23 protein-coding genes are annotated in these 26,432 nt (G+C 45.1%); 6 read left to right on the top strand and 17 right to left on the bottom strand.

All coding sequences use genetic code 11. From position 1 onward, the window contains the following. Positions 1-49 precede the first annotated feature (49 nt). The 4 genes from J2X75_RS01780 to J2X75_RS01765 form a co-directional block, all read right to left on the bottom strand. A complete protein-coding gene (locus J2X75_RS01780) occupies positions 50-766 on the bottom strand; it encodes a hypothetical protein (protein WP_310333956.1) in 717 nt (238 codons plus the stop codon). Beyond that, entirely contained in the window at positions 766-1,248 is a 483-nt protein-coding gene (locus J2X75_RS01775) for a hypothetical protein (RefSeq protein ID WP_310333955.1), read from the bottom strand. The genes J2X75_RS01780 and J2X75_RS01775 overlap by 1 nt, the downstream gene beginning before the upstream one ends. A gap of 305 nt (positions 1,249-1,553) precedes the next feature. Then, a complete protein-coding gene (locus J2X75_RS01770) occupies positions 1,554-2,324 on the bottom strand; it encodes a hypothetical protein (RefSeq protein WP_310333952.1) in 771 nt (256 codons plus the stop codon). After that, positions 2,305-5,040, bottom strand: coding sequence for a hypothetical protein (locus J2X75_RS01765; protein ID WP_310333949.1), 2,736 nt, complete (start codon positions 5,038-5,040; stop codon positions 2,305-2,307). The genes J2X75_RS01770 and J2X75_RS01765 overlap by 20 nt, the downstream gene beginning before the upstream one ends. 269 nt (positions 5,041-5,309) lie before the next feature. Between J2X75_RS01765 and J2X75_RS01760 the strand changes: the two genes are divergently transcribed. Continuing rightward, on the top strand, positions 5,310-5,888 hold the full coding sequence (locus tag J2X75_RS01760; RefSeq protein ID WP_307538182.1) for a hypothetical protein: 579 nt from the start codon (positions 5,310-5,312) through the stop codon (positions 5,886-5,888). 124 nt (positions 5,889-6,012) lie between these two features. Here the strand turns inward: J2X75_RS01760 and J2X75_RS01755 are convergent, their stop codons facing one another. Next, positions 6,013-6,399: a DUF423 domain-containing protein gene (locus tag J2X75_RS01755; RefSeq protein ID WP_091032639.1), complete on the bottom strand. Its 387-nt coding sequence runs from the start codon at positions 6,397-6,399 to the stop codon at positions 6,013-6,015. A gap of 328 nt (positions 6,400-6,727) precedes the next feature. On the opposite strand from J2X75_RS01755, the gene J2X75_RS01750 reads away from it, so the two are divergent. Both J2X75_RS01750 and J2X75_RS01745 read left to right on the top strand, forming a co-directional pair. Next, on the top strand, positions 6,728-7,198 hold the full coding sequence (locus J2X75_RS01750; RefSeq protein WP_124113746.1) for a hypothetical protein: 471 nt from the start codon (positions 6,728-6,730) through the stop codon (positions 7,196-7,198). 105 nt (positions 7,199-7,303) lie between these two features. After that, a complete protein-coding gene (locus J2X75_RS01745) occupies positions 7,304-8,152 on the top strand; it encodes a DegV family protein (RefSeq protein ID WP_307538184.1) in 849 nt (282 codons plus the stop codon). A gap of 195 nt (positions 8,153-8,347) precedes the next feature. Here the strand turns inward: J2X75_RS01745 and pdaA are convergent, their stop codons facing one another. Both pdaA and J2X75_RS01735 read right to left on the bottom strand, forming a co-directional pair. After that, entirely contained in the window at positions 8,348-9,127 is a 780-nt protein-coding gene (gene pdaA, locus J2X75_RS01740) for a delta-lactam-biosynthetic de-N-acetylase (RefSeq protein ID WP_124113744.1), read from the bottom strand. A 96-nt stretch (positions 9,128-9,223) separates the two neighbouring features. After that, positions 9,224-9,634: a hypothetical protein gene (locus J2X75_RS01735; RefSeq protein ID WP_310333946.1), complete on the bottom strand. Its 411-nt coding sequence runs from the start codon at positions 9,632-9,634 to the stop codon at positions 9,224-9,226. Between the two features lie 207 nt (positions 9,635-9,841). Between J2X75_RS01735 and cysC the strand changes: the two genes are divergently transcribed. Further along, on the top strand, positions 9,842-10,480 hold the full coding sequence (gene cysC / locus J2X75_RS01730; protein WP_210107619.1) for an adenylyl-sulfate kinase: 639 nt from the start codon (positions 9,842-9,844) through the stop codon (positions 10,478-10,480). Between the two features lie 165 nt (positions 10,481-10,645). Here cysC and J2X75_RS01725 read toward each other — a convergent pair whose 3' ends face one another. The 9 genes from J2X75_RS01725 to J2X75_RS01685 all read right to left on the bottom strand — a co-directional run bounded on the left by J2X75_RS01725 (position 10,646) and on the right by J2X75_RS01685 (position 20,639). Then, on the bottom strand, positions 10,646-12,463 hold the full coding sequence (locus tag J2X75_RS01725; RefSeq protein ID WP_310336616.1) for an ABC transporter ATP-binding protein: 1,818 nt from the start codon (positions 12,461-12,463) through the stop codon (positions 10,646-10,648). Next, positions 12,463-13,596, bottom strand: coding sequence for a nucleotidyltransferase domain-containing protein (locus J2X75_RS01720; RefSeq protein WP_307543256.1), 1,134 nt, complete (start codon positions 13,594-13,596; stop codon positions 12,463-12,465). Before J2X75_RS01720 ends, J2X75_RS01725 begins: the two co-directional genes overlap by 1 nt. A 52-nt stretch (positions 13,597-13,648) precedes the next feature. Continuing rightward, the gene (locus tag J2X75_RS01715; protein WP_091014637.1) at positions 13,649-14,131 is read right to left on the bottom strand and encodes a lasso peptide biosynthesis B2 protein; all 483 of its coding nucleotides are present in this window, start codon (positions 14,129-14,131) and stop codon (positions 13,649-13,651) included. A 4-nt stretch (positions 14,132-14,135) separates the two neighbouring features. After that, the gene (locus tag J2X75_RS01710) at positions 14,136-14,435 is read right to left on the bottom strand and encodes a lasso peptide biosynthesis PqqD family chaperone (protein WP_017689560.1); all 300 of its coding nucleotides are present in this window, start codon (positions 14,433-14,435) and stop codon (positions 14,136-14,138) included. Continuing rightward, positions 14,432-15,379 (bottom strand): aldolase, encoded by a 948-nt coding sequence (locus tag J2X75_RS01705; RefSeq protein WP_150365755.1) that lies wholly within the window; start codon positions 15,377-15,379, stop codon positions 14,432-14,434. Before J2X75_RS01705 ends, J2X75_RS01710 begins: the two co-directional genes overlap by 4 nt. 138 nt (positions 15,380-15,517) lie before the next feature. Continuing rightward, entirely contained in the window at positions 15,518-15,655 is a 138-nt protein-coding gene (locus tag J2X75_RS01700) for a paeninodin family lasso peptide (protein ID WP_174806426.1), read from the bottom strand. A gap of 29 nt (positions 15,656-15,684) precedes the next feature. Then, positions 15,685-17,616 carry an asparagine synthase-related protein gene (locus tag J2X75_RS01695; protein ID WP_310333941.1) on the bottom strand — a complete coding sequence of 644 codons (1,932 nt, stop codon included), beginning with the start codon at positions 17,614-17,616 and terminating at the stop codon, positions 15,685-15,687. Further along, a complete protein-coding gene (locus tag J2X75_RS01690; protein WP_310333939.1) occupies positions 17,613-18,881 on the bottom strand; it encodes a sulfotransferase family protein in 1,269 nt (422 codons plus the stop codon). The genes J2X75_RS01695 and J2X75_RS01690 overlap by 4 nt, the downstream gene beginning before the upstream one ends. A gap of 423 nt (positions 18,882-19,304) precedes the next feature. Next, on the bottom strand, positions 19,305-20,639 hold the full coding sequence (locus tag J2X75_RS01685; protein ID WP_310333937.1) for an MFS transporter: 1,335 nt from the start codon (positions 20,637-20,639) through the stop codon (positions 19,305-19,307). Positions 20,640-21,084: 445 nt separating this feature from the next. On the opposite strand from J2X75_RS01685, the gene yhbH reads away from it, so the two are divergent. After that, positions 21,085-22,254 (top strand): sporulation protein YhbH, encoded by a 1,170-nt coding sequence (gene yhbH, locus J2X75_RS01680; RefSeq protein ID WP_310333935.1) that lies wholly within the window; start codon positions 21,085-21,087, stop codon positions 22,252-22,254. Then, complete coding sequence (locus tag J2X75_RS01675; protein WP_307538199.1) at positions 22,251-23,687, top strand: SpoVR family protein; 1,437 nt, start codon at positions 22,251-22,253, stop codon at positions 23,685-23,687. The genes yhbH and J2X75_RS01675 overlap by 4 nt, the downstream gene beginning before the upstream one ends. A gap of 139 nt (positions 23,688-23,826) precedes the next feature. Here J2X75_RS01675 and J2X75_RS01670 read toward each other — a convergent pair whose 3' ends face one another. Continuing rightward, a complete protein-coding gene (locus J2X75_RS01670) occupies positions 23,827-26,307 on the bottom strand; it encodes an EAL domain-containing protein (protein ID WP_310333933.1) in 2,481 nt (826 codons plus the stop codon). Positions 26,308-26,432 lie beyond the last annotated feature (125 nt).

The raw sequence follows: 26,432 nt of genomic DNA, 5'->3' as shown, positions 1-26,432 counted from the left end.
ATACCTCCGATAGTTTTATATAGTTTAATTTGATTAGTAACTCTGCTTGTTAATTTAATGGAGAAATCCAATGTTTTAACTTGATACTTTTGGAATCTGCCCCATGCAATAAAGCCTGAATGTTAACTTCATAATCATCTAATAGCTTCATGCGATTAAACTGATCATTGAATTGAAAGAAATTCAGATCAAATACATTAAGAATGTTGATTCCATTAGCGTTAGAACTCAAAATGGATATCAAATCGGTAAAAGTTAAAGCGTCCTCGGACGATGAACTTTCTTTTAATTCACGTACTCTGCGTTTTCGTGCAAGCATCTTTTCTCTTAATACACTTGCTCGCTCATTGAGTGGATTGAAATCATCATCCTGCTTAGTCACTACACAATGTTGAATTTGAATGATTTTTACGATATGTTCCAGATCCGAATAGGACAAGCCGATGTCACCAGCCATAATACATGAATCCGAATAATTGAATTGAATTGCAACGTTAAGAAAATAATGAAAGGCATTCAGATAAGTAGCAACCAAGCTTTCGTTCCCGCTGTACAATAGTAGTTCAATCAACGTACCATCATACTCTTTCAGTGAAAGCGATGGATAAATATCCTCTATCCTAAGACTGACCAGATTTAGCTTTTCATTAAAGTTCTCATATCCTTCTTCAACGATTGTATCCAGTGACTTGGGAAAAATATTTAGACCTTGAAATACGATAGGCTTGTTAGCCAACGTTCTTAATTTGATGTACTGTACATTCATCAAGCAAAATCCAGCATGCGATAGGCAATGCTATCCCCATAGTAGTTAGAATTTATATCCAGAACATCCATCTTATAAAACTCCAATCGTCCCAAGCCTAAATCTTGATTCCTGGCGAAAAGTTCATCAATTTTACTGATAATAAAATCCGTGCGTAACAGTTCACTATTGGACTGACATAGCTGACGATGAGTGTACACATAAAAACACAGAATTCCTGCTTTATACTGATGCTGAACAGGTAGAATATTCTCTAGTGAGATAGAAACTACAGTTTTCAGTACATCTTCATTTTCACCGGGAATGCACCGGTGCGGGAAAATCCGTTTGTATATGTATTGTTTCGGATCAGCTACAATGGATTGTTCTAGATAGTCCGCTGTATCATAAGCAACAGCCTTCATCAGATCCTTTGACGTAAGCAACTTGTCAATAATCTTTTCTCTCGTGCTACTTAATTGACTAAACGTGGATCGAACCATACAACACCTTCTTTTTTGAGTAATGGAGCAGCCCTGACTTGTGTCTGCTTAAAATAACTTTTGGCAGAACAACTAGGATTCATTTCCAATTGACGTCCCCCTTCTACATAAATGGTAAATAGACAGCAAAGGTCCCTTCATGGGAGTCTTTTACCTTGACTATCACTAAACACTCTCTTGAATAAACGTGGAAACCCTTGGTATGACTGACTTAAAGGGTATTCTCTAACGAAGCGCAGACCAGAAAATAAAAAAAAAGGAAACCATGATCAATACGACCATGATTTCCTGCAGCAACTGCTCACTCAGACTAATGCAAGGTAAGTACGACCCGCTTGATGATATCCAGCTTTCTTGCAGTCCTTACAATACTTCATTCGATTGGACTTGGCCAACATGCGTTTTCCACAGATGGTACAGATCTTAATATTCTCGCCTTTCCATCGTAGGTACTCCAATACAAAATCATCGAAACGCTCCAAATAAAAAGCAATGTTATCATTCTCGCAAGCAAACTGCACTTGTACATTTGTTGAATCGACTCGCTTGCTTCCTATGAGATAACCCTGTTGAATCAGTTTATACACCAACAGCCCTTGATCCTTTTTACTAACTGCCATTTGACTATCACTGTATACTTCTTTCAAATCGTTATTAACCCAATACGTACTATTTTCGTTGATAAGGTTGTTGATTTTACTATATACCAGCATTACAAATGCTAATTTCTCTAATCGTATGCTTTTTAATGCTTTGATCTTTTGGAGTTCAGCAACCGTTATCGGTATTTTATTAATTTCAATCATTGTACTTTTCTGATCTTCTTTTCTCTTTTTTATCCAGTTCATGGTCTGACTGATGGTACGTGTTAGATACGTATCCCATTGAACAGTATTATAATCTGGATAGTGTTGAGCCATAAATTGGTCTAATAACATATGAACTTCATGCTCGCTCTTCCCTTGTTCAAATTTATATTTGACCAGACATGCCAACGTTTTAGTTGGCTTTTTATCCATTTTCCCATGTGCAATTGCTTGCTCGGCATGATGACGTTCATTCAGAATGATTTTCAAGACGCTGCTCCTTCACATGCATTTGGGTCATTTTAAAGGTTCTTCCGGCATACTCAATATCGCCGTCAGGATCTCTAACCGGATAATGGATGATGTGATCGTTGCTGAGCAATAGATTGCGAATAATCTGATCCCCAGAGACATCCCATACAAATTGCTTTGATTTCTCTGCATTTCGATAACACATGTCCACAATCATATTGCACAGATCTTCTTCGTTATTGCAGATCTCCAGTGCCTGCTCCTTAAAACGTGAAACAAACAACTGCCATCGGACTGATCTTTCTTCCTTTTTCACCTTGCTTTTGCGCAGATTGGTCATATAGCTACGTAGCTCTTCGTTATGCATCTGATATAAACGTTGAATCTCTTTATAACGAGCTTGTGAGTATTTCTTGGTACTCTTCAATATCGTATGATCAAACGGACTCTGGGTCTGTTTTAGCTTTAACTTGTTGAACTCATCTTCCACTTGAAGGCATAGCCGGTTCATCACAGAAGGTGCCTTGGATACAGGCATTCTCTGTTCATACTGTGCCAGGAACAGTTCCTGATTCGGTGATAGCTCCTTCTTCGAATACAATTCATCAACAGTCAAGCCAAATAACTGCAAACACTTCTGACTCGTTTTTTCTACATAGGTGGTATATTCTTTTTTCTGTTCCGGGTCATTGTATATGAAAAAATAAGGCTTCTTGTGTGCTACCATTTTCAAGGCAGACTCGTCCGTTACCGCAGCGCGAATATCATACCAGTGCTTCGGCATTTTTTTGCATTCAATACCTTTGGCCTGATCAATGGCATTTTGTTGATAATGCTGACCACATTGAATTCGGTACATCATTTCCTGATATTCTGCACTATGCTCCTCATAATTGGCTAAAATATCGAACATCGACGTAATTTTGTTCGTTGTAAAACCGATCAGATCACCAAAGCTGTCTTTGTTGGCCTGAATTAGATCCTTTTCATCCGGAATTTTTTGGGCTGAGGTTTTCTGTACACATACAATCGCATCAAGCTCCTGAATAGCCCCAAGAATTGTGTGATTGTCTGTAGTTAAGACCTGATCACTATCCATATCTGCACCATTTAAGGAATGCGTCGTCGTATCCCATGAATTTAAGATCGTGACCGTGTTCATATAACGATACCAATGCTGCATCTCATCTGTATTTTGAAAACGAAGCACCTTGATATTGTTATGACAAGTCATCGGAGCTCTGAAGCAAGCTACACGGTCCACATGGCGTTCATTCCAATATCTGGAGTAGAACTCACCTGAACTCAGTAATCCTGTTAAAGGCACGCCAAATATGCTCTGACACAATGTATAGGGATCGCCAGATATAATGCTGAAATTGCCTTTCACTCTTAGAACTCCGATCTTGGCTTCATTCATTCGCTTACGTATTAAGGTATGAATTTTGTTGCGCACAAAAGGATCATCTATAAGTCGCGAGTCTGCCATGAGCCCTTTAATATAATCATCTGGACTATTTCTATAATCGTTCTCATGGATGTGAATTCCTTTGAGAAATAACAGTGCCTTTCGATAGTCTTCACCTAGCACATCTTTAATCGAGTCTACCGTGGGACGAATAAGTTCACCAATCTCGTTATCATCCAATTGGAGCGACTGAATAAACTGGTAGTTTAAATGACGCTCATCCTCCAGTTCTTCAGGTGTAACCTTCGTTACGCTGAACGTGTAGCCATAATAACCGCAACATAACAGATAATCGTCGATACTGTTGTATGAACTCCATAGTTTGAGCATAGACGTTGTGATGATCAGGTCTACCTCTCGAATATCCACAGGATTCCCCCAGGCATCGTCCACCATATACTTGCCTGCAACACGATCAGCAAATTCGTGATAATCAAATGTAAAGACCATACCTTTACAGAAGCTATTACGGATACAGAAGCCACTTGGGATATATTCATGCCCCAATTCGGTTGCCCAGAGTTCACTAAGCGCAGGAGAGATCAGACCAAATCCGTCACTCATATTCATATGAATAGGCTCATTTTTCCTACTCTCAATGCGAGGGTATTCTGTCTCGGTATCATCAATCTGAATAATGTCTGCGCCAAATTCGGTTATACAATCATGAACAACCAATACCCGCTCGGGATGTGACACAGGCGTGCTTGTACTGCAAGCCAAGGCCTTATATGCCTCCAGTTTGGCAGGAACCAGCTCTTTATTGGGATCTCTGCCGTTATTCAATCTTTTCTCCAAAGACGGATGAATATCCTCACTCACATAGATGACCGTCGAACTTTTGGCTCCACCTGTCGTAGCCAATAACCGCTTGTATTTCTTGCCGTTGATGGAGAAAGCTTTTGATGAGTTCAGCCGATCATAGTCTTTATTATTTTCAATGACCACCAGCAAGTAATCATCGGCAAACTTCAGATTTTTCAGTTCTTCATGCAATTTCTTCATTGCTCTTTTATGTTCAGCATTGGTTTTCAAAGCTTTTAATTGCTCTATTTCCAGCTTGATTCTAGCCAGATCTTGTTCCCTCTCCTTATAGCCTCGCATACGATCGATAAAACGAAATACCTGATGGTTTCCAATAGATGCCACTTCTCCATTTACTGTCGCTTCTTGATAAGTAAGATGCAGATCATAATCCGCTTTTCTAATTCTGGAAGATGTAATTTTATAAACGTATCTCAATCGATCCTGATATGCATTGCCCATTCCCGATTCCCCCTGTTGCTTCCTGTCCTGATTAAATAAATTATAGATTAGACCCGCACGACTGGCGCAGGCAAACAGGACGATCAGGGGATGAAAAAAGAAGAATATTTGTTCTATTCTGGAGAGAAATCAAGGGGCACTCCGGGACTAGATTCATTTCGAATTGGCATATTTCTGCGTCTCTAGTACTATGATAATTTCCTTTTTAATGATATAGTGAATTGAAGCGTTTTTTTGAGCTGACATACTTTTTAACGGGGCTGGGATGAATGAAAGAAACCTTATCCAATCAAGAGGACATCGGCTTTTTATTTAATGTCGATATACTTATTAAGAGCCGCTCAAATGCATTGGCACTGCAGTCCCTGTTGGAGTTCATAAACAATGAAGAACAAATTGCGGACTTTCGGATTCAATCCGGCATAGAGCTAGGCAAAATTATTGAAGCGACACTCCAGTCCAAGAAGGACTCTTTCGTCACACTTCACAACGAACGCAAAAAATCACAAGCCATCGCAGCACAGAAGGCGTCCACTGCAGTTCAGACACCTGCCTCACCTGCTCCAGTCAAAACACAGAATCAGCAAGAAAAACCGGTTAGCGAGAAAAAGCCTGCCACCCAAACATCCAATGTTTCCGATGGAAACTCGTTTGACGCGTGGATTGACACACTCATTAAAGAGAATAAACTCACCCGTATTGTTGTCAATAACAAAAACGGTAAACATCAGAGCATTCCTTGCCGTATTCTGAATTTTGATCGAGATACCAGTATTGTGAGCATATATCATGTCGATGAAAAACAGGTGTATACGTTCCGAACCAATGAAATCGATGAGTTTCTGTAACTAACTTCATCGGATTAAAACAAAAAGCAACTTGCGTTAGAATGACGGGACATTCTAACGCAAGTTGCTTTTTTAGTTCAATGGTTCATGCAGGATTGAACCCTCCGAGATTTGTTTGGACCGATCAGGAGCGATCCTTACCTCGCTGCCACACATCTAATGCCAATAACAACCATCCGGCAATGAAGGCTACCCCACCAATCGGTGTGATGGCACCCAGAATCTTGATGCCAGAAATACTAAGCACATACAAGCTGCCCGAGAACACGATAATACCGATAAACAACAGACGCGCTGCCCACTTCAGTTTTGTCGATGCTCCAAGTTGACCAGCCGTCAAGCCAATAATGAGCAGGCCCAATGCATGAATCATGTGATATTGCACACCCGTCTCATAAGTAGCTATGGCCGCCGGCCCAATCGTATCCTTGAGCATGTGAGCACCAAACGCACCTATCGCCACTGATAGCATGGTCATTACAGCTCCAAGCATCATCCATCTTCGTTGCATGTAAGTTCTCTCCCTTAATTCAACTCTTCCTCCTATTATTGTAGCGAATCCACTCCTCCTTTACCAGTCGGGGTGTAGCTTCATAGATCATATGTCTGTTTATACTTACTAAACCTATCCCTACCCTAAATATCGTAGAAAACTGGCGTAAATCCTTGATTTTTATCGATATTTATGGAAAAGTAAACAGGTATGTAATCGTTGTATTTTAAGTGCAAGTCCAAAAAGATTGGTTTTTAGTACCGAGAAGATGGGATGAAGCTAGAAATTACTCATCGATTAGGTTGATAACACTCAGTACGATGATTAAGGGAGGCAAGTCAACATTATGGATAATCGCGATTCCTATAATTCAGGTTATAACAACACGGATCAGAATCCTGGCCATGCAGATCCATACAATAACAATGGGTATGAAGCATACCCGTCAGATCATGAGAGGCAACCAATGGTACCACTGAAACATTCCGGACCTGGAATCGCCAGCTTTGTCATTGGGTTGGTTGCAATCTTGGGTTATATTCTGATATTCTTTATTGCCACCATGGCTGTAAACGAGTCCATAGGAGTTCTCACCCCGTTGCAGACAGAAGAGATAGCCTTGCATCCAGCAGTGGTTCTGGCTTCATTAGCCATCCTGGTCTGCCTGATTCTCAATCTGGCTGGAGGCATCGTCGGAATTATTGGTCTTGTCCTCAAGAATCGAAAGAAAGTTTTTGCCATTATCGGAACCATATTAAATGGGATCATGATTCTGTTATTCGTTGGACTTATCTTGGTAGGCATGACGCTGATGTAACGCTTTGCATCAGCGTCATGTTTCCTTATAATTAAAATGAATGGGTTTACACACAAGTATAATCTATATTTTTTGCCAAAATCATTGTTTTCAAAGGAGATTGACATGTCACGAATCAAAATTTTTGCGGACAGCACAAGTGATCTGGCTCCAGAATGGATCCAGCAGCACGATATCGGCATCATCCCCTTATATGTCGTGTTCGGTGAAGAATCACTGAAAGACGGTGCTGAGATTAAACCTGAACAGCTATATGAACGTGTCAGCCAAGATGGGCGTCTTCCCAAAACAGCTGCACCTTCCCCCGCTGATTTCATGACGGCATTTCAACCTTACATAGATCAAGGGGATGAGATTTTATATATCAGCTTATCTTCTGAACTTTCCTCTACCTATCAAAATGCACGACTAGCGAGTTCCGAATTCCCGGAAGGTCGAATATCGGTCATTGACTCACAGAATCTCTCATCAGGAATTGCGCTGATGGTGATGAAAGCTGTATATGCTGCCGATAAAGGACAAAACCTGACTCAGATTACACACCTGATTGAGGCGATGAAACCAAATGTACGCACCGAATTTGTCATCGATACCCTGGAGTATCTGCATAAAGGCGGACGCTGTTCGGGCATGCAGAACCTGATTGGTAGCCTGCTCAAGATTCGCCCTGTCATCCGGGTAACGGATGGTAAGATGGCACCTGCTTATAAAGTACGCGGTAAACGGGAGAAAGCGCTGGAACAAATGCTGAATAATACACTTAGCCAGAAGGATCAGATCGATCCAGACCTGCTGATCGTTGTGCACACCATGGCCGAAGAGGATGCGCTGGACTTGCAGAAGTCTTTGCAGGAACAGACGGGTGCCCGAGTGGAACTAACCACTGCTGGGTGTGTAATATGCAGTCACTGCGGCCCGAAAACGATTGGAATCATCTATAACACTGTTTTATAGTATTACACGTTACATCGTATCGTATTACCCAATCCTTTCTTCTGGATCTGTATGTGGGTACATCCAATACTTGGACTGGCATACTGATATAACTAAAAAGGGCATTCCGAGCTTAAACGCTCAGGATGCCCTTTAATATTTTTGCTAAACTTTTGAATGACCTACACTTGGTCCATTGCTCATTATGATAATGGATCAATAACTTTTGGTCCGCAGATCATCCAGGCTTTTGAATGCATATCCTTGCTTGCGAGCCTCATCAATGATGGAACCCAGAGCTTCCGTGTTATCTTTGGATACCGAATGAAGCAAAATAACAGCACCCGGATGGAGTTGTTTCAACACCTGTTGATGAGCATATTGTGCGCCACGCTGTACATTGGTATCCCAATCTTTATAAGCAACAGACCAGAACACATTCACATAACCCTGAGCATGACTCTCTGCAAGCGTACGATTGTTAAAAATCCCACGCGGTGGCCGTAAAAAGGTCGCTTGTTGACCCGTCAGCCGATTGACCTCCGACTTGACCTTCTCGAGTTCCTCTCTAAGCTTTTCATTGGAGATGCGGGTCATATCCGGATGACTCCATGAATGATTACCGACAATATGACCTTCAGCCGCCATGCGTTTGACCAACTCAGGCTGATCTTTCAGATAATGACCTGTCACAAAGAAAGCAGCTGGCACCTTCTTGGTACGCAAAACATCCAGTATGGCAGGCGTGAATCCATTCTCATACCCGTTATCAAACGTGAGATACAATTCCTTTTGCTTTGTATCCCCCAGGAAAATGGCATCGTTATGTTGTAAGATCGATTTGAAGCCTTCCTGATCAATGGAGGGCAGCTGACCGTTTTGACTTTTTTTGAAGCCAAAGTGATATGCTCCGGTAACCGGCGATGCTTCAGTCTGTGCCGGTACCATACTGATAGATAACAGTGCCACCAGTATATATAGAACCATTCGCTTCATTCCATCCGCTCCTGTTCCTGAAAATTCGGTTAGTCGTTTGCACACACGAACACCTTCAGGTAATATGCCACAGGAACAGCTAATGTATGTAAATCCTTAACGATCAAAACGTTTATTTTCAGGTTGTGGCGGAGATTGATAGAACAATTCAAACAAGGTCTGGGGTTTGCCACTGGAGGCAAGCCATTCCCTCACGGTCTGTATGGCACGAGTTTGTCCATCTCCCCGATCACGCCATGTAAGCAACTCGATAACTTTGATAATCAAGGCAGACATATTGTGATTATCCAGTTCAGATCGTTCTGCTCTCAGCTTGTGATATAACGCCTCCTGTTCCCAATCCAGAAGAATTTCATCACCAATGGTTGGCTTCAAAAGGGTGTACGCTCTGTCACAACCTTTACAACGAACTGTGCTGACCTGTTCATCTATAAATTCCACTCGAACCTCCTGATGGCAATCCGGGCATTTGAATCCAACTTGTATGTTTTGTATGTTTTCGTTCATGACATTGTTCCTCCTGCGATGTGAGCATTTTACATCATTTCATGCAAAAAACTCCTTGGATATATGCATAATGCTTATGTATGTACTACATCTATACCCGATATTTTGTCGATTCACGCTTATTTTGAAGAAATCTGTAAGGTGCTATAATCTTGTAAATATGTTAAAATATTATACATATCATGGTAGGGAAAAGGCGGGATACTCATGTCGAAGGAAGAGCGCAATATAACCTGGCAATCATCCAGCATCAACAGACAGGACCGGGAGAAACATAATGGGCACCGTAGTCGTGCCATCTGGTTCACCGGGTTATCAGGTGCAGGAAAGTCATCCCTTGCATTTGCCCTGGAGCAGTATCTTTACGACCAAGGCGTACGCTGTTATGTTCTAGACGGGGATAATGTACGTCATGGACTGAACCGTGATCTCGGTTTTACAACAGGGGATCGTCAAGAAAATTTGCGGCGAATTGGAGAAGTATCGAAGTTAATGGTAGATGCCGGGTTGTTTGTACTTTCGGCTTTTATCTCTCCTCATGAACAGGATCGGGAGATGGTTAGACAGTTATTTGAACCAGATGATTTCATTGAAATCTATGTGCGCTGTTCAATTCAAGAATGTGAGCGTCGTGATCCCAAGGGTCTATACAAAAAAGCCCGCAATGGTGACATCCCGCATTTCACAGGCATTTCCGCCCCCTATGATGTACCAAAATCTCCTTCATTTATTATCGATACAGAGCAATGGTCCATTGAGGAAGCCGTGCAAGAGATCGTACAGCATTTGGAGCAGATCGGTGCTCTTCAACTGCCGCTTCCTACAAAAACAGCTGTTGTTCATTAGTCCTTGCTCAATATACGAACCACCAACATGAAAGGCGCGCCCATCGTGGCGCGCCTCTTTTACGTGATACCATTGCTGGTTATACCATCAATAAATGAATACAGAGAAGAAGATACACATGCTCTAGCATCGCGTTTGAACGTCTTCTAATGTCCACTCACTTACTTACTGCCCCACGACACCCGCTTGCATATTAAGAAGCTTTCTGAACGTCCCTACCGGATCTGTTGATAACTGCTGGTACCCGCCTTCTTGAATCACCCGACCTTCATCAAGCACAATTACACGATCTGCCGTCCGAATCGTGGACAATCGGTGTGCAATCACGATAATGGTCACATGTCCTTTTAGCCGTTCTAACGCCTCATGAATGTACTGTTCATTCTCACTGTCCAGCGCACTCGTTGCTTCATCCAGTACCAATACAGAAGGATTACGCAGCATAGCCCGGGCAAGCACCAATCGCTGACGTTCACCCCCGGATAGACGTATACCCCGATCACCAATGATCGTATCCAGACCCTGAGGCAACTTCCGTACAAATGCCGCAGAGGAGGAAAATTGCAAAGCCTGCCACATCTGTTCTTCACTTGCATTTGGATCAACAAGACGCAGATTCTCACGAATACTCGTATGAAACAGGAATGGGTCCTGGGAGACATATCCGATGGAACTTCGCCAGCTCAATAATCGTTCTTCTGACAGAGGCACTCCGTCAATCAGAATACGACCAGATTCAGGCCTTACGAGGCCCATAATCAGATCTATCAGCGTGCTCTTGCCTGCTCCGGATTTACCTACAATTGCGGTCATACCCTTTGCTGGAATCGAAGCTTGCACATTTCTCAATGAGTAAGCATCACTTCCCTCATAGCGATAGCAGACATCCTCACAGGTGATAGATTCCTTCAGTTCCATAGGTTGAATCCCATCAGTTCCAACGTCTCCTGCCGAAGCAATCTCTGCACTAATCTCACGACTTTTCGCCGTCTGCGCTTGCAGTTCTCTGACTACCCGAAATGCAGGCAGCATGGAGCTGATGTACTCCAGATTGGACTGAATCGCCGTAAACCTTGGCCATAACCGGGAAAAGATAAGGATGATGAGCAGCAGACTTGCGGGTGGCACCGTCATTACACGAAGAGAAAGATAGATGAATGCCGCAATAATGATTGCTGCGGACATCCGGTGAATAAGCTGTGTTCCACTGTTCAATTGGCTAAACTGAATGACGTTGCGTTCTATCTGTCTGCACATGCGCTCAAACCAGTTCATGTGTGAACGCTCGAGCATGTTGCTCTTAATATCCTTAATGCCGTTGAAATGCTCGGTAATGCCGTTATAATAACTTTGCGAGAATTCAGAGGTCTGGTCCCCGATCTGCTTGGCCCGCTTGACGAATTTTCGTAAGACGATAAATAATAACAATCCACAGACCAGCACAAGTGCCGTCAATTTGGCGGATAACCAAAAAGCAAGACCGATCTGAATTCCCGTAAAGATCAGAGAGGCTGCCATTTGCAGCATAATGCTCGTTCCCTGGCTCACACGTGCAAGTTCAGTGGTTAATATATGGTTAAAATCGGATTTTCGTTTTTGGAGAAAAAATGACCATTGCGCCATAATAATGGCACCATAGGTTTCCATGCGCAGCGTTCGCACAAATTGCTGCTGGATTCGAGTATTACGGATCGTCTGGAGACGCTGCATCCAGGCCTGTCCGGAGACAATCAACACAAAGGTGAACAGTACGAGTAACAATTGGCTATTCTCAGAAAAACGATTCAACACTTCTCCAATCCAGGGAATGTTCAAGCCTGTGGAGCCCATCTCAAATACGCCAATCAGACTCAGCATCGGAACAAGCATGTAGATGCCGATCCCTTCCATGAGACTGATACAGATCATCCCCAGCAGATTCCAATATAAAATGGGCCCCGTGACATGATGCAACTTTCGCATGAAGTACTTTAATTCGGAGATCATACTTTACCCCTTTCCGTCACCGTATACCTTTTAATGCGCCGCCAGAACCAGAGAAACGGACGTAACGGAAAGTACAGAAAAAACAATGAACGTGGAAGCGGCAATTGATCCACATCCCATGTACTTGGATACAAACGTTCAATAAAAAAGAACCACTTTTGTTTCGTACTTCGAAGTTTAAACAGATACGATTGATAATTTTTCATGTCAGCCGGACTTTCCAGCATGTCGTTCATGAACATTGCGCCTTCGCTGGCCAATCGCTTGCCTGTACGGTCACTTAAGGACATCAAGGACCTGTACTCGACATCCAGCGGCGTATTCAGCAGCTCCGAAGCCAGATAAAGAGCCTGTGAACCGATCGATAAACGTCCCTCCGCTTTCAGACGTCTCTCTACTTTCTTCACATCGAGTGGCATGCTGCGGATCATCTGGTCGATATCCAGTAACCAGCGCAGTCTGAACCAGCCGTGTCGTGCACCATGGGTTACGAGATAGGCCCATAGATCTTCTTGTTCAAGCATACGGACAGGTGTCTGTGTGTATGAACTGAACCGGCTGCGTTTCCACAGCAATTCAAAATCGGTTTCTTTCCCCGAATCCGGGTTCAGACGCCAATGGATCTCCACTTGAGTCCTTTTGACCGGATGGGTGTAACAGATATGATGTTCCCGCCATTTCCAGCTGCGCACCGTAGGTGCCCGCTCCCCTTCCTTGGATACGTATCCGAGGGTAGCCAGAATTCCTTCAGCTGCTTCCACATCATCAAACGGAATCAGGATATCCAGGTCTTTGGAGGTTCGCATGGATACATCGCCATAAAGATCATGGGCGAGCGCTGGTCCCTTTAGTGTAATATTGCGGATACCGCGTTCACGAAAAGCTCCACACACCTGCTCCATTTCAGCTGTCAGATGTAACATGCGGAACGTATTGACCGTATATTGTTGTCTCAGACTCTCCATAACATCTGCAGGAATGATTGCAGAGTTCAATTCTTTCATTTTCAAATAAAGGACAGAGTATAAGCGGTGATGATAGACAAGCCGCAGAAAAAGCTGCCAATCGGTTCCTTGCAAACCCGCCTTGAGTTCTTCAGGGGATAGAGCCGTCAGATCACCTCTAATCATGCTCAAAATCAGCTTAAGCTCCTTTGGAAACCCTGATGAATAGAGTTCACTTTCATGTATCATAGACAATCTCCCCAGATCCCTTCTCCGGACACCGTTTGCCAAACACACCGACAACCGTATATTGGTCCATAGTATCAGCTCCGGTCACGATCAATTTACCACTTCGCAGCCAGGCATGAGCCATCATATGTCCTTGCTTATTCCGTGCAGTCCCCATGTATAACGTACTCTCTATCTTACGTCGCTCAAGCATCTTCATCCCGGCAATCGCCATTACAAGGCAGCGGCTTTCCCATAACGTATATTTGCTGGCGAGCGAAATCGCTTTGGAAATATTCCGTATAGTAATGACCTCGCTGCGATCAAGTCCTGTCATCGGTGTTTCTACCATTGGCGTACCCAGCCCTGGCGCGATTTTGGCAAATGGCATAGCCTTCTGTATGCGTGCCCAGCCAAGGAGGATATAGGCCTCCCATACCAGTCGACGCATTGACCGCGGGAGCGAGAGATAAGCCTTTATTTTTCGCAACATGATTCTACACTCCGCGAGTAACGTCGATTAAACCTTCACGGGACAGATGTTCCAGGAATTGCACCACCTGCTCACGACATACATCTGGCTCAATCTCGTACTCCGCAGCAAGTACCTCAACAACTTCACCCAGCGTGCGTTCTTCTGCGATCAGGTCCCAGATTCGTCCACCGGTACTCCCCAGATTGTAGTATTTTCCAGAGCTAATGCTCATCATGACTTTCTCACTGCCCATATCACTGACCAGATTGCCTTCCTTCCGGGTTACCCGGTCTTCCACATTCATCGGCGTAGTCGCTGTCATTGTCCTGTATGCACTCCTTTACGTATATGATCTGTGATCCGATCCACCATCTCAAATGCTGTAAATTCAGCACCCGTTCTGACCAATCTGCCAATCTCCACACTTGCTGAAAGCCTTGAAGCCGTCTCAAACAACCATTGTGCCAGCCCCTGTCTTGCAACGAGTCCACCACGGAACGTATGAGAGCATAACAGATGCAGTCGTTCTAGCCCCGTCACTTCAACCAGTTGAACAGATGTATGGTTTTCCTCCGGTTGGGGAGCAAGTTCGAATATTCCACCAAGTGGTACGGCCATCTCATGAAAATAGTGCTGAACAGGTATCGCATACTTCGTAATCTCTGCGTGAACCGTTGCATAATCCTGTTCCTTCATGCCGAAACCATCCAGACTGGGCTGCCACAATTTCTGTTGCGGATAACCAGGTGATACGATGGCTCTTCCCCCGGCATCCCAGGTCAGTGCGACAACATCATCGGTGAGAAGCGGATACCCGCGTGATGCCAGTGCAGCCGACAACGTCGATTTTCCTGCCCCCGAATGTCCGACAAATGCGTAAGCCCAGCCATCAATAACCACAGCACTGCCATGCAATGGAAGAATACCACGCTGCATCATAATGACAGCCATACATGTGCCCAGGATGAATAATCTGACCTTTTTCTCGTCCGCTCCAGGCTGAGGGGATACAATGATACGCTTTCCATGCTCCATTAGAAACAGGCCTGCATCTTCGATTTTGAAAAAAAGGCTGCCATCCCGTGCCACAAAGTTGTCGTTGCCTACATCCCAATCCTCCCACAATGGGGTCAGATCAGAAGACTCGATGTGCACATCCACGCCATCAAAATCAGTCTCCGCATCCTTGGGTGCAATCTGTAGTTCAGGCATTCGAATTTGGCTCGACCAGCGCAGACCATACGCCACATAATGCACAGGTAACAATGAACGACGCCTCCTTCGTAATAAAATGTAAAAAAAGCCCTTATATTCATGTTGCTCAATATAAGGGCGGAGGCGAAAAGCTGGATTTGTTGCATTTCCGCCCTTTAAGTATGATGACACGTTTTGGAACTAAATAACTTAGGAAGTTGGATCGTACAGATCCGCATCGTGAACCGTGATCCAGTCAATTTGTCTGTAGCCAGTACCGGCCATTGTTTGATTGACTTCCAACACTTCAAGAGCTGGTGCTTGCCATTCCTTTTTTTCCATTTGCATCGTATTCACCTCCTTTCATGTGCCCTCATTCAGAATTTCCGAATGAACCGATAGACGATCAGACTATGCATCATCAATCGCAGATCTGGATGCGAAGCAAGTTCAGGTCTTGGACTCGGAAAATTGGCCAGGGCAGACTTGATACGCTCCGTGTTTAATATGCCAGCAACCTTGCTGTCAGAACACAAAGCACGTAACTCAGCCGTAAAGGCATCCCAATTCGGAATGATGCGATGTAACCAATCTGCAGGTTGCACACCCCGTACCCGTTGATTCAGTCTGACCTTGTCAGGCAACTCCGGTGAAGTAGCCCGGCGAATCAATGAACGATCCGTCCCTTGTTTCACATATTGTTCAATCGGAACGGACAGACAGAACCGGATGACTCTGGCATCACTTGTCGGATCACGTTCCCAAGCGCGGTAACGCAGAGAACATTTTGTAGCTACAGCACCGTTTTTGTTCGCAATGGCCAGGTTATTGAATTTCTCGGCACGTACTTTGAGTGCATCAGCCTGGGCACCGCCCTGCAAAACAATAATGGATTTGAGTCTTTCCAGTACACCTGTTCTTTGAGCAAAATCAGGATGGATCAACTGCACGGACGCGGCCTGGCTTGCTCCTTTGGACTGAGCCTTGAACCATTCCGGATATGCCTTTTTCCCGGTGATCTTGGCTATACGGGAGAAGGGCATTCCGGTCCGTTCACTATACTGCTGCATCTCACGGAACCAGCGATACCAGCGGCCACTTTTCAGTAGACTGGCGTAATAATCCAGAGCCGGCCCCCAGGAGATGGTGAAATTACCACGTGCGCCTGTGAGCAGGATGCCTGCATCTTGCTGGCTCGCTTTTTCATAGAATCCGCGAATCCAGAATGAATTTTCAAAGTATTTATAGGGCATTTCCATAATGTCGAGCCAGGTATCTACTTCACTGAGTGGACTTCTGCCTTCAAAATCAAGGTAGTTCTCTGTGATATTGCCGACATGATTAATGGTTGAACGTATGAAGGGCCGTTCGTCTGCAAGCAACGTTTTCGACGTATAATCTGTGAAATCCGGTACGGGAACATAACTATAGGCCTGCAGCCGTTTGCCCTGACTTCTCAGTGTTCCGGAAGCAAAACCAACCACGGCTCCCGAGTCCAGTCCGCCACTTAAAGCAGCAGCCACCTGCCTGTGAGTTCGCAATCGCGATCCAACCGCCTGCCCAAAGACCTCCCGAAACGCTTCTACATACTCACCATCGGATTTCAGCCTTAGAGGTTCGACTTCATTCCAGCGATGATACTGCTTCAGCTCCAGTCTCCCGTCCCGGAAGACAAGTGTATGTGCAGAAGGTAGCTGGCTTATTCCCCGATACACGGTCGAGTTGATATCTGCTGAATCATGCATGTCAGGAATGGCAAGGAATTCGGACAGCCAGGTCTCATCAAGTTCTTTATGTACCCCTTCAAGCCCAAGCAACGGATTCATGAGTGTGCAAAAAGCAAAACGTGAACCATCATGTCGGTAATAAAAAGCTCTCATGCCTGTAATGTCTCTCGCTGCATACAGTTTGCGATTCCGCTCATCCCATATCGCGAATACAAAATCGCCCAGCAATCGAACAGCCACATCGTCTCCCCAGCGCTGATAGGCACGCAGGATCAATTCACTATCCGATAACATCGCCAGTTCAGCTCTGGATATCTGTATTTGATCTGCCAATTGTTCCCGGTTATCCAGAATGGCATCTGCCGTGATGGTCAGACCACTTTCCTCATCATATAAAGGCAACTTCTCGCTAACCGATTCCGGTGTAATCCATTGGGCATGACAGCTGAGGAACGCCTCGTTGCCTTTCCACACCCCTGTTGTATCCGCAGGGACATGCCCCAGGCTTGCGTACAGACGCCAGCTGTCTTCCCATAGCGCCTGCTGACCATCGTTGTGTACAATTCCTGCTATGGCGCTCATGACTTGCCTCCCCGTAGAATCTTGCGCTGTGAAGCCCAGGCGCTGATCTGGTGACCAAATGGTACCCATGATTTGATACGCTGTATTTTGCTTTGAGCAGAAGCCAGCTGGACTTTCAAGCGTTCTCGCTCACTGTAACCCCGTTCCAGACGATGATCTGCTGCCCGTAGTGCGGCTTGCAGCTGTCTGATCGTTACCAGTGCAGCTAGCGTCGGGTCTGTTTTTTCCGGTTCCTCGACAACTTGATCATTAAGATTACCAAGCGGATCATGTACGACAGAATCTGCCGGTTGCATTCGGTATTGCGGTTGCCACTGGCAACCGGTCGCTGCTATCAACTGATGCGTGATTCGATCAATGACCTCTTGATCCGGACTTGCATCATAATGTACACCCGTCCATTGTTCGGCTTCTGCCAGCTGTTCACTGTATCCCATCCGGTGGAACAGATCTGCCCCCATCACACGGCAATACAGTTCAACTTCATGCGGTTCTAATATGTTTTTCCAGTTGTTAACAGAATCCTGATGTGCCTTTTGATGCGAAGAGAGGAATGGATCACCCACGCCCATACTGTAGAACATGTCAGACTTGGCACTGTCCAGAAACTGTCCATACTGCTCCATACCCTGTTCATATCGAATTCCCAGAAACGCGCATAGTTTCTCAAGTTCTTTCTGAGGATTGGAAACCAATCGTTCATATTGCAATTCATATGCATTGGAATGTGGTTCGGCAAAATAATCATTCAAGCGGAGCATACCCAGTGTAAGATCTACAGATTTCATATTTAATTTGGAGCTCTGCAGACTATGAGTCAGGTCGAATCCTTCTCCTGTGTGGCGGTTTACCTTTTTGAATGATGCTGCTATGGCCAGAGGATTACGCTGGAGATGAATGCGCTTGGACTGAGGGAACAGACGATCCAGCCATTCCAGCATGTAATAGTATCGTGGAGATTTATCAACGATGAAGTCTGCTCCGCTCCCTTCCAGGAATCCATTATAGATCTCAAGAGCAAAACTTCTGCACGCCTTTTCGAAGACATCCTCGGATACCATGGCATTGTAGAACTGACGAATGATGGAGCTGCCACCATAAGCACGTGAATCAGCCTTGTTCAAATCGACAAGATTCATCAGAAACCACATTTCCTGGGTGGCAAATATACGACTATGATTTTGCAGCATTACGGTGGATAAGGAACTACCACTGCGGGGAACACATAGTAAGAAAACAAGTCCGTTACCTTGAGCATCGATCAATGGCAGCCTCTCCTCTGTTCATTAGTATAAATATGTAGCTGGGATAGACCAGACTCTACCTTTGTGTTTGGCAAAACGAGTAATATGCACGCTATAGGTCAGCGTTTTGCAATACTCCGTCGAAAGTTCACCCGGGAATGAAGCAAAACACTTGGTTACATTCGACAACTCTCAGATACAATATGTATTTATAGTTTTACTCTATGATACAAAATGTATCATGTCAATCTTTTATTTTCACCTTTTCATAAATTCATACTCTTTCACTGTATTCTGTTGTCTGTCATTTAAGCACTTATTCATGATCAATTATGTTCTGATTGCACAAACGCGAATAAGCTCCAGACATGTTCTGTGAGGAACAATGCCTGAAGCCATACGTAATCCGTTGAGAAACTTAATATGAAACCGGGTGAACAACCATCAGGTAAACCTTACATTTGAACTTTTCCCAGGAGCTCCAACACTCCCATTTCGCTCTTCTTCCTGATCTGCCTGTGTAGCATCCTGCATCCCCTTCTGTACCTTCACGGTTAACAATACAGCAATGCCCGCGACGAAAAAGAAGATGAGCGACAGAATACCCCAACGCGTGGAACCCGTGATCTGCCCAACATAACCAAACACAAATGGACCAAAGATCGAAGAGAATTTGCCTGTAATATTCACAAAACCAAAATACTCTCCTGTTCTGCCTGCTGGCATCAGATTGCTAAATAGAGAACGAGCTGTGGATTGACTCACACCCTGCACGACACCAACCAACCCGGCGAGTACATAGAAGTGGATCGCTTGTGTCATGAAATAACCGAGAATCACAATACATATGTAGACCGATAAGCTAACGATTAATACCTGCTTTGCTCCCCAACGCTGTGCCCATGCTCCCAGTAACAATGTACACGGGAACCCGATGAACTGGGTTAACAGTAACGCGAGCATCAGGTCGGCTGTGCCTATGCCTATACTTGTCCCATAGATTGTAGCCATTAGAATGATGGTATTAATGCCGTCATTAAAAAACCAGAAAGCCACCAGCATGCGGATTAACTGGGGAAAACGCCGCATCTGACGAAAGGTGTGGCGCAGTCTGCGCATGCCCACCGCAGCATACCCTGTCCATGTTCCGGGCAGATCCGGTGATGCAGGCCGTCTTGGAGCATGGCGAAAGATCGGTATCGAGAACAGCAACCACCACAACGAGACAGAGATAAACGCAAGTCGTGTACCTGCCAGCGTACTGCTCATTCCGAACCAACCTGGTTGCTGAATCATCAGCAGGTTCACCGCAAGCAGCAAGCCTCCTCCAATATAACCATAGGCATAACCTTTGGAGGATATCATGTCCCTTCTTTCCACGGGTACCAGATCCGGCAGCATTGCATCGTAAAAGGTGTTACTACCCGCAAAACCGATCGTAGATATGACCAGCAACGCGGAAGCAAGGACCCAGTCCCCTTCTCCGATTGCGCTGAATCCCAATGTAGCAAGGACGCCTATAATTGCAAATACACGCAGGAAGTCACCCTTCCGTCCTGACAAATCAGCCAGCGTGCCTAGCAACGGTGTTAGCAGAGCTACGCATAACATGCCAATGGAGTGTGTATAGGCCAGGTAGGATGCGGCAGTATCCGTATCCAGCGTTGCTGCAGCCACCGAAGCATAGAATACAGGCAGTACTGCGGCCAGCACAGTTGTTGCATAAGCCGAATTGGCCCAATCATACATAATCCAAGCCTTGATCGCCTTTTTATTCACATGAATCCTTCCTTTACATGCATCTCTATATTAGTACGTGTTTAAAAAGTCTGGTTTTCAGTACCGAGAAGATGGAATGAAGCTAGAAATGGAGTAGCGGAGCGTAGGAAAACTACGTGAGCAACGGACATTTCGGCTGAATTTCATATTCGATGCTGATCATGCCGTTAGGCATGATTCGTAATCAAAAGTGGACTTTTTAAACAACCCCTATTAGATGCCAGATCGATCTCTTTCTCCTATTGTATAGGAAGGATATCACATTTGTTCACTGTTTCTGTAAAAAATGGTGCAGTTCTGTTCTTACGACTCACCTTACCTCCGAGGTGAACTTGCGTAATTGTATCATTTTATATCCACTCTCATCACATATCGTCCTCGCCCGTGAATATACTTAATTACCGACAGGCCAAACTGTGCCGCGTAATCAATGGGGGGTGCCTACATGTCAAATTCACACCAGCCTTACTCGTTCGTCGTGTCGAAGGAAGATTGGTCGCTTCACCGCAAAGGGTACCAAGACCAACAGCGCCATCAGAAAAAGGTGAAAGATGTCATCAAGCAGAATCTGCCTGATCTGATTACGGAAGAAAACATCATCATGTCTGATGGAAAACAAATCATCAAGGTACCAATCCGCAGTCTGGATGAGTACCGTTTTGTGTATAACTACCAGAAGCAAAAACATGTTGGTCAAGGAGACGGTGACAGTCAGGTCGGAGACGTCATCGGTCGTGATCCCTCTGCTTCGCAGAAACCCGGCAAAGGCGAAAAAGCTGGCGATCAGCCTGGTCACGATATTGTGGAAGCCGAAGTTAGTATTGAGGAATTGGAAGATATGCTCTTCGCTGAGCTGGAATTACCCGATCTGAAGCAGAAAGACAAAGACCTGATTGAGACACATACGGTAGTTTTCAACGATATTCGCAAAAAAGGCATGCAATCCAATATTGACAAGAAACGTACCATTCTGGAGAACCTGCGTCGCAATGCAACGACCGGTACGCCAGGCATCCATCACATCAGTCCGGATGACCTGCGCTACAAGACATGGGAAGACAAAATCATTCCACAATCCAATGCCGTTATTATTGCCATGATGGATACATCCGGGTCCATGGGTTCGTTTGAGAAATACTGCGCGCGCAGCTTCTTCTTCTGGATGACCCGTTTTCTACGCCGTCAGTATGAGAAAGTTGAGATTGTTTTCCTGGCCCACCATACAGAAGCCAAGGAAGTTACCGAAGAAGAATTCTTTACCCGTGGCGAGAGCGGAGGCACCATCTGCTCATCTGTATATATGAAGGCACTGGATATTATTGACAGCCGTTATCCTCCTTCAAGTTACAACATCTACCCTTTCCACTTCTCTGACGGGGATAATCTGACCTCGGATAACGAACGGTGTGTGAAGCTGATCGGGGAGTTAATGAAGCGTAGCAATATGTTTGGATACGGCGAAGTGAATCAGTACAACCGCAGCAGCACACTGATGTCGGCTTATCGTCATATCAAAATGGATCAGTTCATGTATTATGTGATCAAAGAAAAAGGCGAAGTGTACAAAGCTTTGCGCAGCTTTTTCCAGAAACGGGAAGGAGGCAGCGTTAGATGACAGATGAGATCCGCGACCTAGAATACGCTATTGCCGAGATTATGGAGATTGCCAATGGTTTTGGCCTGGATTATTACCCCATGCGGTACGAAATCTGCCCATCGGATATTATTTATACATTTGGAGCCTACGGCATGCCTACCAGATTCAGTCACTGGAGCTTTGGTAAAACATTCCATAAGATGAAAATGCAATACGATTTTGGACTCAGCAAAATTTATGAGCTTGTCATCAATTCCAACCCTTGTTATGCCTTCCTGCTGGATGGCAATTCCCTGATTCAGAACAAATTGATCGTAGCCCACGTCCTGGCACACTGCGATTTTTTCAAAAACAATGCCCGCTTCTCCAAATCCAACCGTAATATGGTCGAAAGCATGGCTGCTACGGCGGATCGGATCAGCAATTATGAGATGGAGTACGGAACGGAAGCGGTTGAAGCATTTATCGATGCCGTGATCGCGATTCAGGAACATGTGGACCCACAGTTGATTAAACCCCGCCATTTGGACAAACAACGCTACATGGAGATGAAAATGCGGGAGCAGCGCGGTGAGAAAAAACCACGGCCGGAAGGTCGCTATGATGATCTATGGTCACTTGATGACGTGCAGACCGAAGAAGCACCCGCCGAAGGTATTCAGGTCCATCATTTTCCGCCTGAACCGGAGAAGGATGTCATGTGGTTTATTCAGGAATTCTCCGAAGTATTGACCGACTGGCAGCGGGATATCATGAGTATGATGCGTGAAGAGATGTTATATTTCTGGCCACAGATGGAAACCAAAATCATGAATGAAGGCTGGGCATCCTACTGGCATCAACGCATTATCCGTGAACTCGATCTGAACAGTGAGGATACAATCGAATTTGCGAAGCTCAACTCCTCCGTGGTGCAACCATCCAAACAAAGTCTGAATCCGTATTATTTGGGACTGAAGATTTTCGAGGATATTGAACGGCGCTGGGATAACCCAACCCGTGAAGAACAGGAACGTTGGGGCCGCAAACCGGGGCAAGGTCGTGCCAAAATGTTCGAGGTGCGTGAATTCGATTCCGATACCTCCTTTATCCGCAATTACATGACCAAGCAATTAACCGAGGATCTGGACCTCTACGTATTTGAGAAAAAAGGCCCGGACTGGAAAATCACCGACAAGTCCTGGGAGAACATACGGGATCAGCTCGTATTTTCACGTGTCAACGGGGGCTCCCCTTATCTGGTTGTGCAAGATGCTGATTATCTGCGGACAGGGGAACTCGTGCTGAAACATCAATATGAAGGCATTGAGTTGGACCTGAAATATATGGAACGCACCATGCCTTATCTGTATCGCCTCTGGGGGCGTACGGTACATGTGGAGACACGTGTCGAGGATAAACCGATCTGGTTTACGTATGATGGTAAGAAACACCACCGCAAGTTTTTGTAAGGTTTTCAATTATCATTATTGGAAACGAAAATATAAATGTTCTTATCCTGGATGAGATTAATGATTAATAAAACATAAGACATACAAAAGCGGCAAGTCCCCGACATACACGGGGACTTGCCGCTTGGCATACATAAAATTAGGATGGTACCGGTGGTGTACCATTACCCTGCAATCGCAGCGGTACAAAAAAATCATGCTCCACTTCACTTGCCGGCAGTGGGCGACTGAAATAATATCCCTGAATCTCCCGGCAATCATTCTGCATCAGAATATCCAGTTGGCCTTTCGTCTCAATGCCTTCCGCAATGACTTCCATCTTGAGATTCTGTGCCATCGATATAATGGTCGCCACAATAGCTTGATCGCTGTGACTCTCTGTAATGTCCGTCACAAACGAACGATCAATCTTGAGCTTGTGAATCGGGAAGTGCTTCAGATAACTGAGTGAGCTGTATCCCGTACCGAAATCATCCAGGCTGATCTTGACACCCAGTGCTGTCAGTTCATTAAGAATCGCCGTGGATACGGCTGCATCCATCATCATGCTCTCTGTTATTTCCAGCTCCAGATATCGAGCATCCAGCCCTGTTTCCAAGAGTGCATTCTTGACCTGTTCTACCAAGTTGGATTGGTGGAACTGCTGGCTGGACAAGTTAACCGATACCGGTATGAGTGGTCCGCCACTGGCATGCCAGAGTTTCATCTGCCTGCATGCTTCCCGCAGCGTCCAATTGCCAATCTCATAGATCATGCCTGTCTCTTCTGCAAGCGGAATGAACACATTGGGTGCGAGCAGCCCTTTGAGTGGATGGTTCCAACGTATAAGAGCCTCCACACCAACCATGCGGCTATCCTCGGTACGAATCTGTGGCTGATAGTACAGGACCATCTCATTGCGTTCCAAAGCTTTACGAAGATAACCCTCCAGCTCAATGCGTTCATAAAGTTCCGAATCCAGTTGGGCAGTGTAGAATTGGAATCCATTTTTGCCGTTTTTCTTCACTTCATACATGGCGGAGTCCGCATGTTTTAGCAAAGCATCCACGCCAACTCCATGATCCGGGTACATCGCAATTCCAATGCTGGCGGTTACGTAAAAGTCATTCTCCTTCAGTCGATAAGGTAACTGAATGGCTTCAACAATCTGTTTTGCAAGTTCTGCCACTCGTACTTCTGTCGCTTGATCCTGGGTCACAACGAGTGTGAACTCGTCACCGCCCATCCGGGCAAGCATGACATTCTCCATGGCCAAGGGATCAGAAGCTTCTATGGCTTTCATGATCCGGTTGCTGACTTCTCTCAGAAATACATCTCCAATGGAATGTCCCAGCGAGTCATTAATCATCTTGAAACGATCTATATCCATCACCATAACGGCAAAAGAATTCCCTTTTTCTTCTGAATCGTGAATCGTACAAGCCAGCACATCATCCAACTTGCGCCGATTGGGCAACCCCGTCAACGGATCATGTAAAGCTTGGTGACGAATCTTCTCCTGAGCCTGTTTCTCCTCCGTAACGTCTTTGATCAAAATGTGACTTCCCACATGTCTGCCATCAATGACAACAGGAACTACAACAATACTAAGGTCCAGAAGTTTACCCTGAATGTCTCTCATTTTGGCCATGTAGTGCGCCTGCTCCAGCCCATGATCATCCCAATCGATGGAATCAAATTCACTTATCCACTCTATATCGATTTGCTCAGCGATCTCATCAATGGAACGATCCATGACCCCTTTTTCAGGATATCCGGTGATTGTTGTAACAGCAGCATTAATTCCTTTGACAATACCTTCCTTGTTCACTGAAATAATGGCATCCGAATGGTTATGATACAGGGCCTGATACCATTGCTCATTCTCATGAATCCGTCGATCTTTCTGTGACATTCGCTGATTGATAAATATGCCAAACAACGTCAAGCCCAAAGCAATAAATGTGCCGGATGCGATCAAGTAGGCGAGAATGCCTGGCTCAATCTGCATACCTGAACTTACCATCGTGCCATGTGAATGATGGAAATGTGCGGCTGACATCCCGGTATAATGCATGCCAGAGATTCCAACACCCATAATGAGACCGCTGCCCATCTTGTAAACCCAGGTATGTCTTGATTGATGATACTGGAAGAAAAACATGAGCCACAATGCCGCAAATGAAGCAAGCGCTGCAATCAGAATGGATAACACCACTCTGCCTGGTTCATACGTAACCGGAGTTGACATCGCTGCCATTCCCACATAATGCATCGAGCTGATCCCCGCTGTCATCAGTACTCCAGCAATCATGAGTTTGCTTATCCTGCCCGATTGTCTACCCGCAATGTTCAAGGCCACCCCAGATGCGACAATAGCAAGTAGAACAGATAAAACAACCTTACCGGTGGAATAGGAGACTTGCGTAGGCAGAACAAAAGCCAGCATACCTACGAAATGCATGGACCAGATTCCCAGCCCCATCGATACTGCACCGCAGGTAAGCCATACATTCCGCGCCATCCCGTTAGCCTGACTTACACGGCCTGCAAGGTCAAGGGCAGCGTATGAAGCTAACGATGCAATAATATAGGATAAAATAACAAGTTCTAAGTTGTACGTGCCATGTAGGTGCTCCACTCACTCTGTCCTTTCGACCGGGAAATGCCTTATATGTATGCAAAAATGTAAAAAAGAAGCGAGTGCGCTGTCTGGATGACAGGCACTCCCTCCGCATCATTTGACTCGTGACAACAGACTTAGTT

Source organism: Paenibacillus sp. 2003, assembly GCF_031455635.1.
In the GTDB taxonomy this organism is placed as follows: domain Bacteria; phylum Bacillota; class Bacilli; order Paenibacillales; family Paenibacillaceae; genus Paenibacillus; species Paenibacillus amylolyticus_B.
This window is presented reverse-complemented; position numbering and strand designations above follow the sequence as displayed.

Excerpts from the sequence above, each read along its gene's own strand:
- J2X75_RS01710 (WP_017689560.1), bottom strand. The coding sequence starts at position 14,435 with ATGACAGCGACTACGCCGATGAATGTGGAAGACCGGGTAACCCGGAAG.
- J2X75_RS01775 (WP_310333955.1), bottom strand. The coding sequence starts at position 1,248 with ATGGTTCGATCCACGTTTAGTCAATTAAGTAGCACGAGAGAAAAGATT.
- pdaA (WP_124113744.1), bottom strand. The coding sequence starts at position 9,127 with ATGAAGCGAATGGTTCTATATATACTGGTGGCACTGTTATCTATCAGT.
- J2X75_RS01765 (WP_310333949.1), bottom strand. The coding sequence starts at position 5,040 with ATGGGCAATGCATATCAGGATCGATTGAGATACGTTTATAAAATTACA.
- J2X75_RS01700 (WP_174806426.1), bottom strand. The coding sequence starts at position 15,655 with ATGCAAATGGAAAAAAAGGAATGGCAAGCACCAGCTCTTGAAGTGTTG.
- J2X75_RS01675 (WP_307538199.1), top strand. The coding sequence starts at position 22,251 with ATGACAGATGAGATCCGCGACCTAGAATACGCTATTGCCGAGATTATG.
- J2X75_RS01780 (WP_310333956.1), bottom strand. The coding sequence starts at position 766 with ATGAATGTACAGTACATCAAATTAAGAACGTTGGCTAACAAGCCTATC.
- J2X75_RS01735 (WP_310333946.1), bottom strand. The coding sequence starts at position 9,634 with ATGAACGAAAACATACAAAACATACAAGTTGGATTCAAATGCCCGGAT.
- J2X75_RS01750 (WP_124113746.1), top strand. The coding sequence starts at position 6,728 with ATGGATAATCGCGATTCCTATAATTCAGGTTATAACAACACGGATCAG.
- yhbH (WP_310333935.1), top strand. The coding sequence starts at position 21,085 with ATGTCAAATTCACACCAGCCTTACTCGTTCGTCGTGTCGAAGGAAGAT.
- cysC (WP_210107619.1), top strand. The coding sequence starts at position 9,842 with ATGTCGAAGGAAGAGCGCAATATAACCTGGCAATCATCCAGCATCAAC.
- J2X75_RS01715 (WP_091014637.1), bottom strand. The coding sequence starts at position 14,131 with ATGTTGCGAAAAATAAAGGCTTATCTCTCGCTCCCGCGGTCAATGCGT.
- J2X75_RS01745 (WP_307538184.1), top strand. The coding sequence starts at position 7,304 with ATGTCACGAATCAAAATTTTTGCGGACAGCACAAGTGATCTGGCTCCA.
- J2X75_RS01755 (WP_091032639.1), bottom strand. The coding sequence starts at position 6,399 with ATGCAACGAAGATGGATGATGCTTGGAGCTGTAATGACCATGCTATCA.
- J2X75_RS01695 (WP_310333941.1), bottom strand. The coding sequence starts at position 17,616 with ATGAGCGCCATAGCAGGAATTGTACACAACGATGGTCAGCAGGCGCTA.
- J2X75_RS01720 (WP_307543256.1), bottom strand. The coding sequence starts at position 13,596 with ATGATTAGAGGTGATCTGACGGCTCTATCCCCTGAAGAACTCAAGGCG.
- J2X75_RS01760 (WP_307538182.1), top strand. The coding sequence starts at position 5,310 with ATGAAAGAAACCTTATCCAATCAAGAGGACATCGGCTTTTTATTTAAT.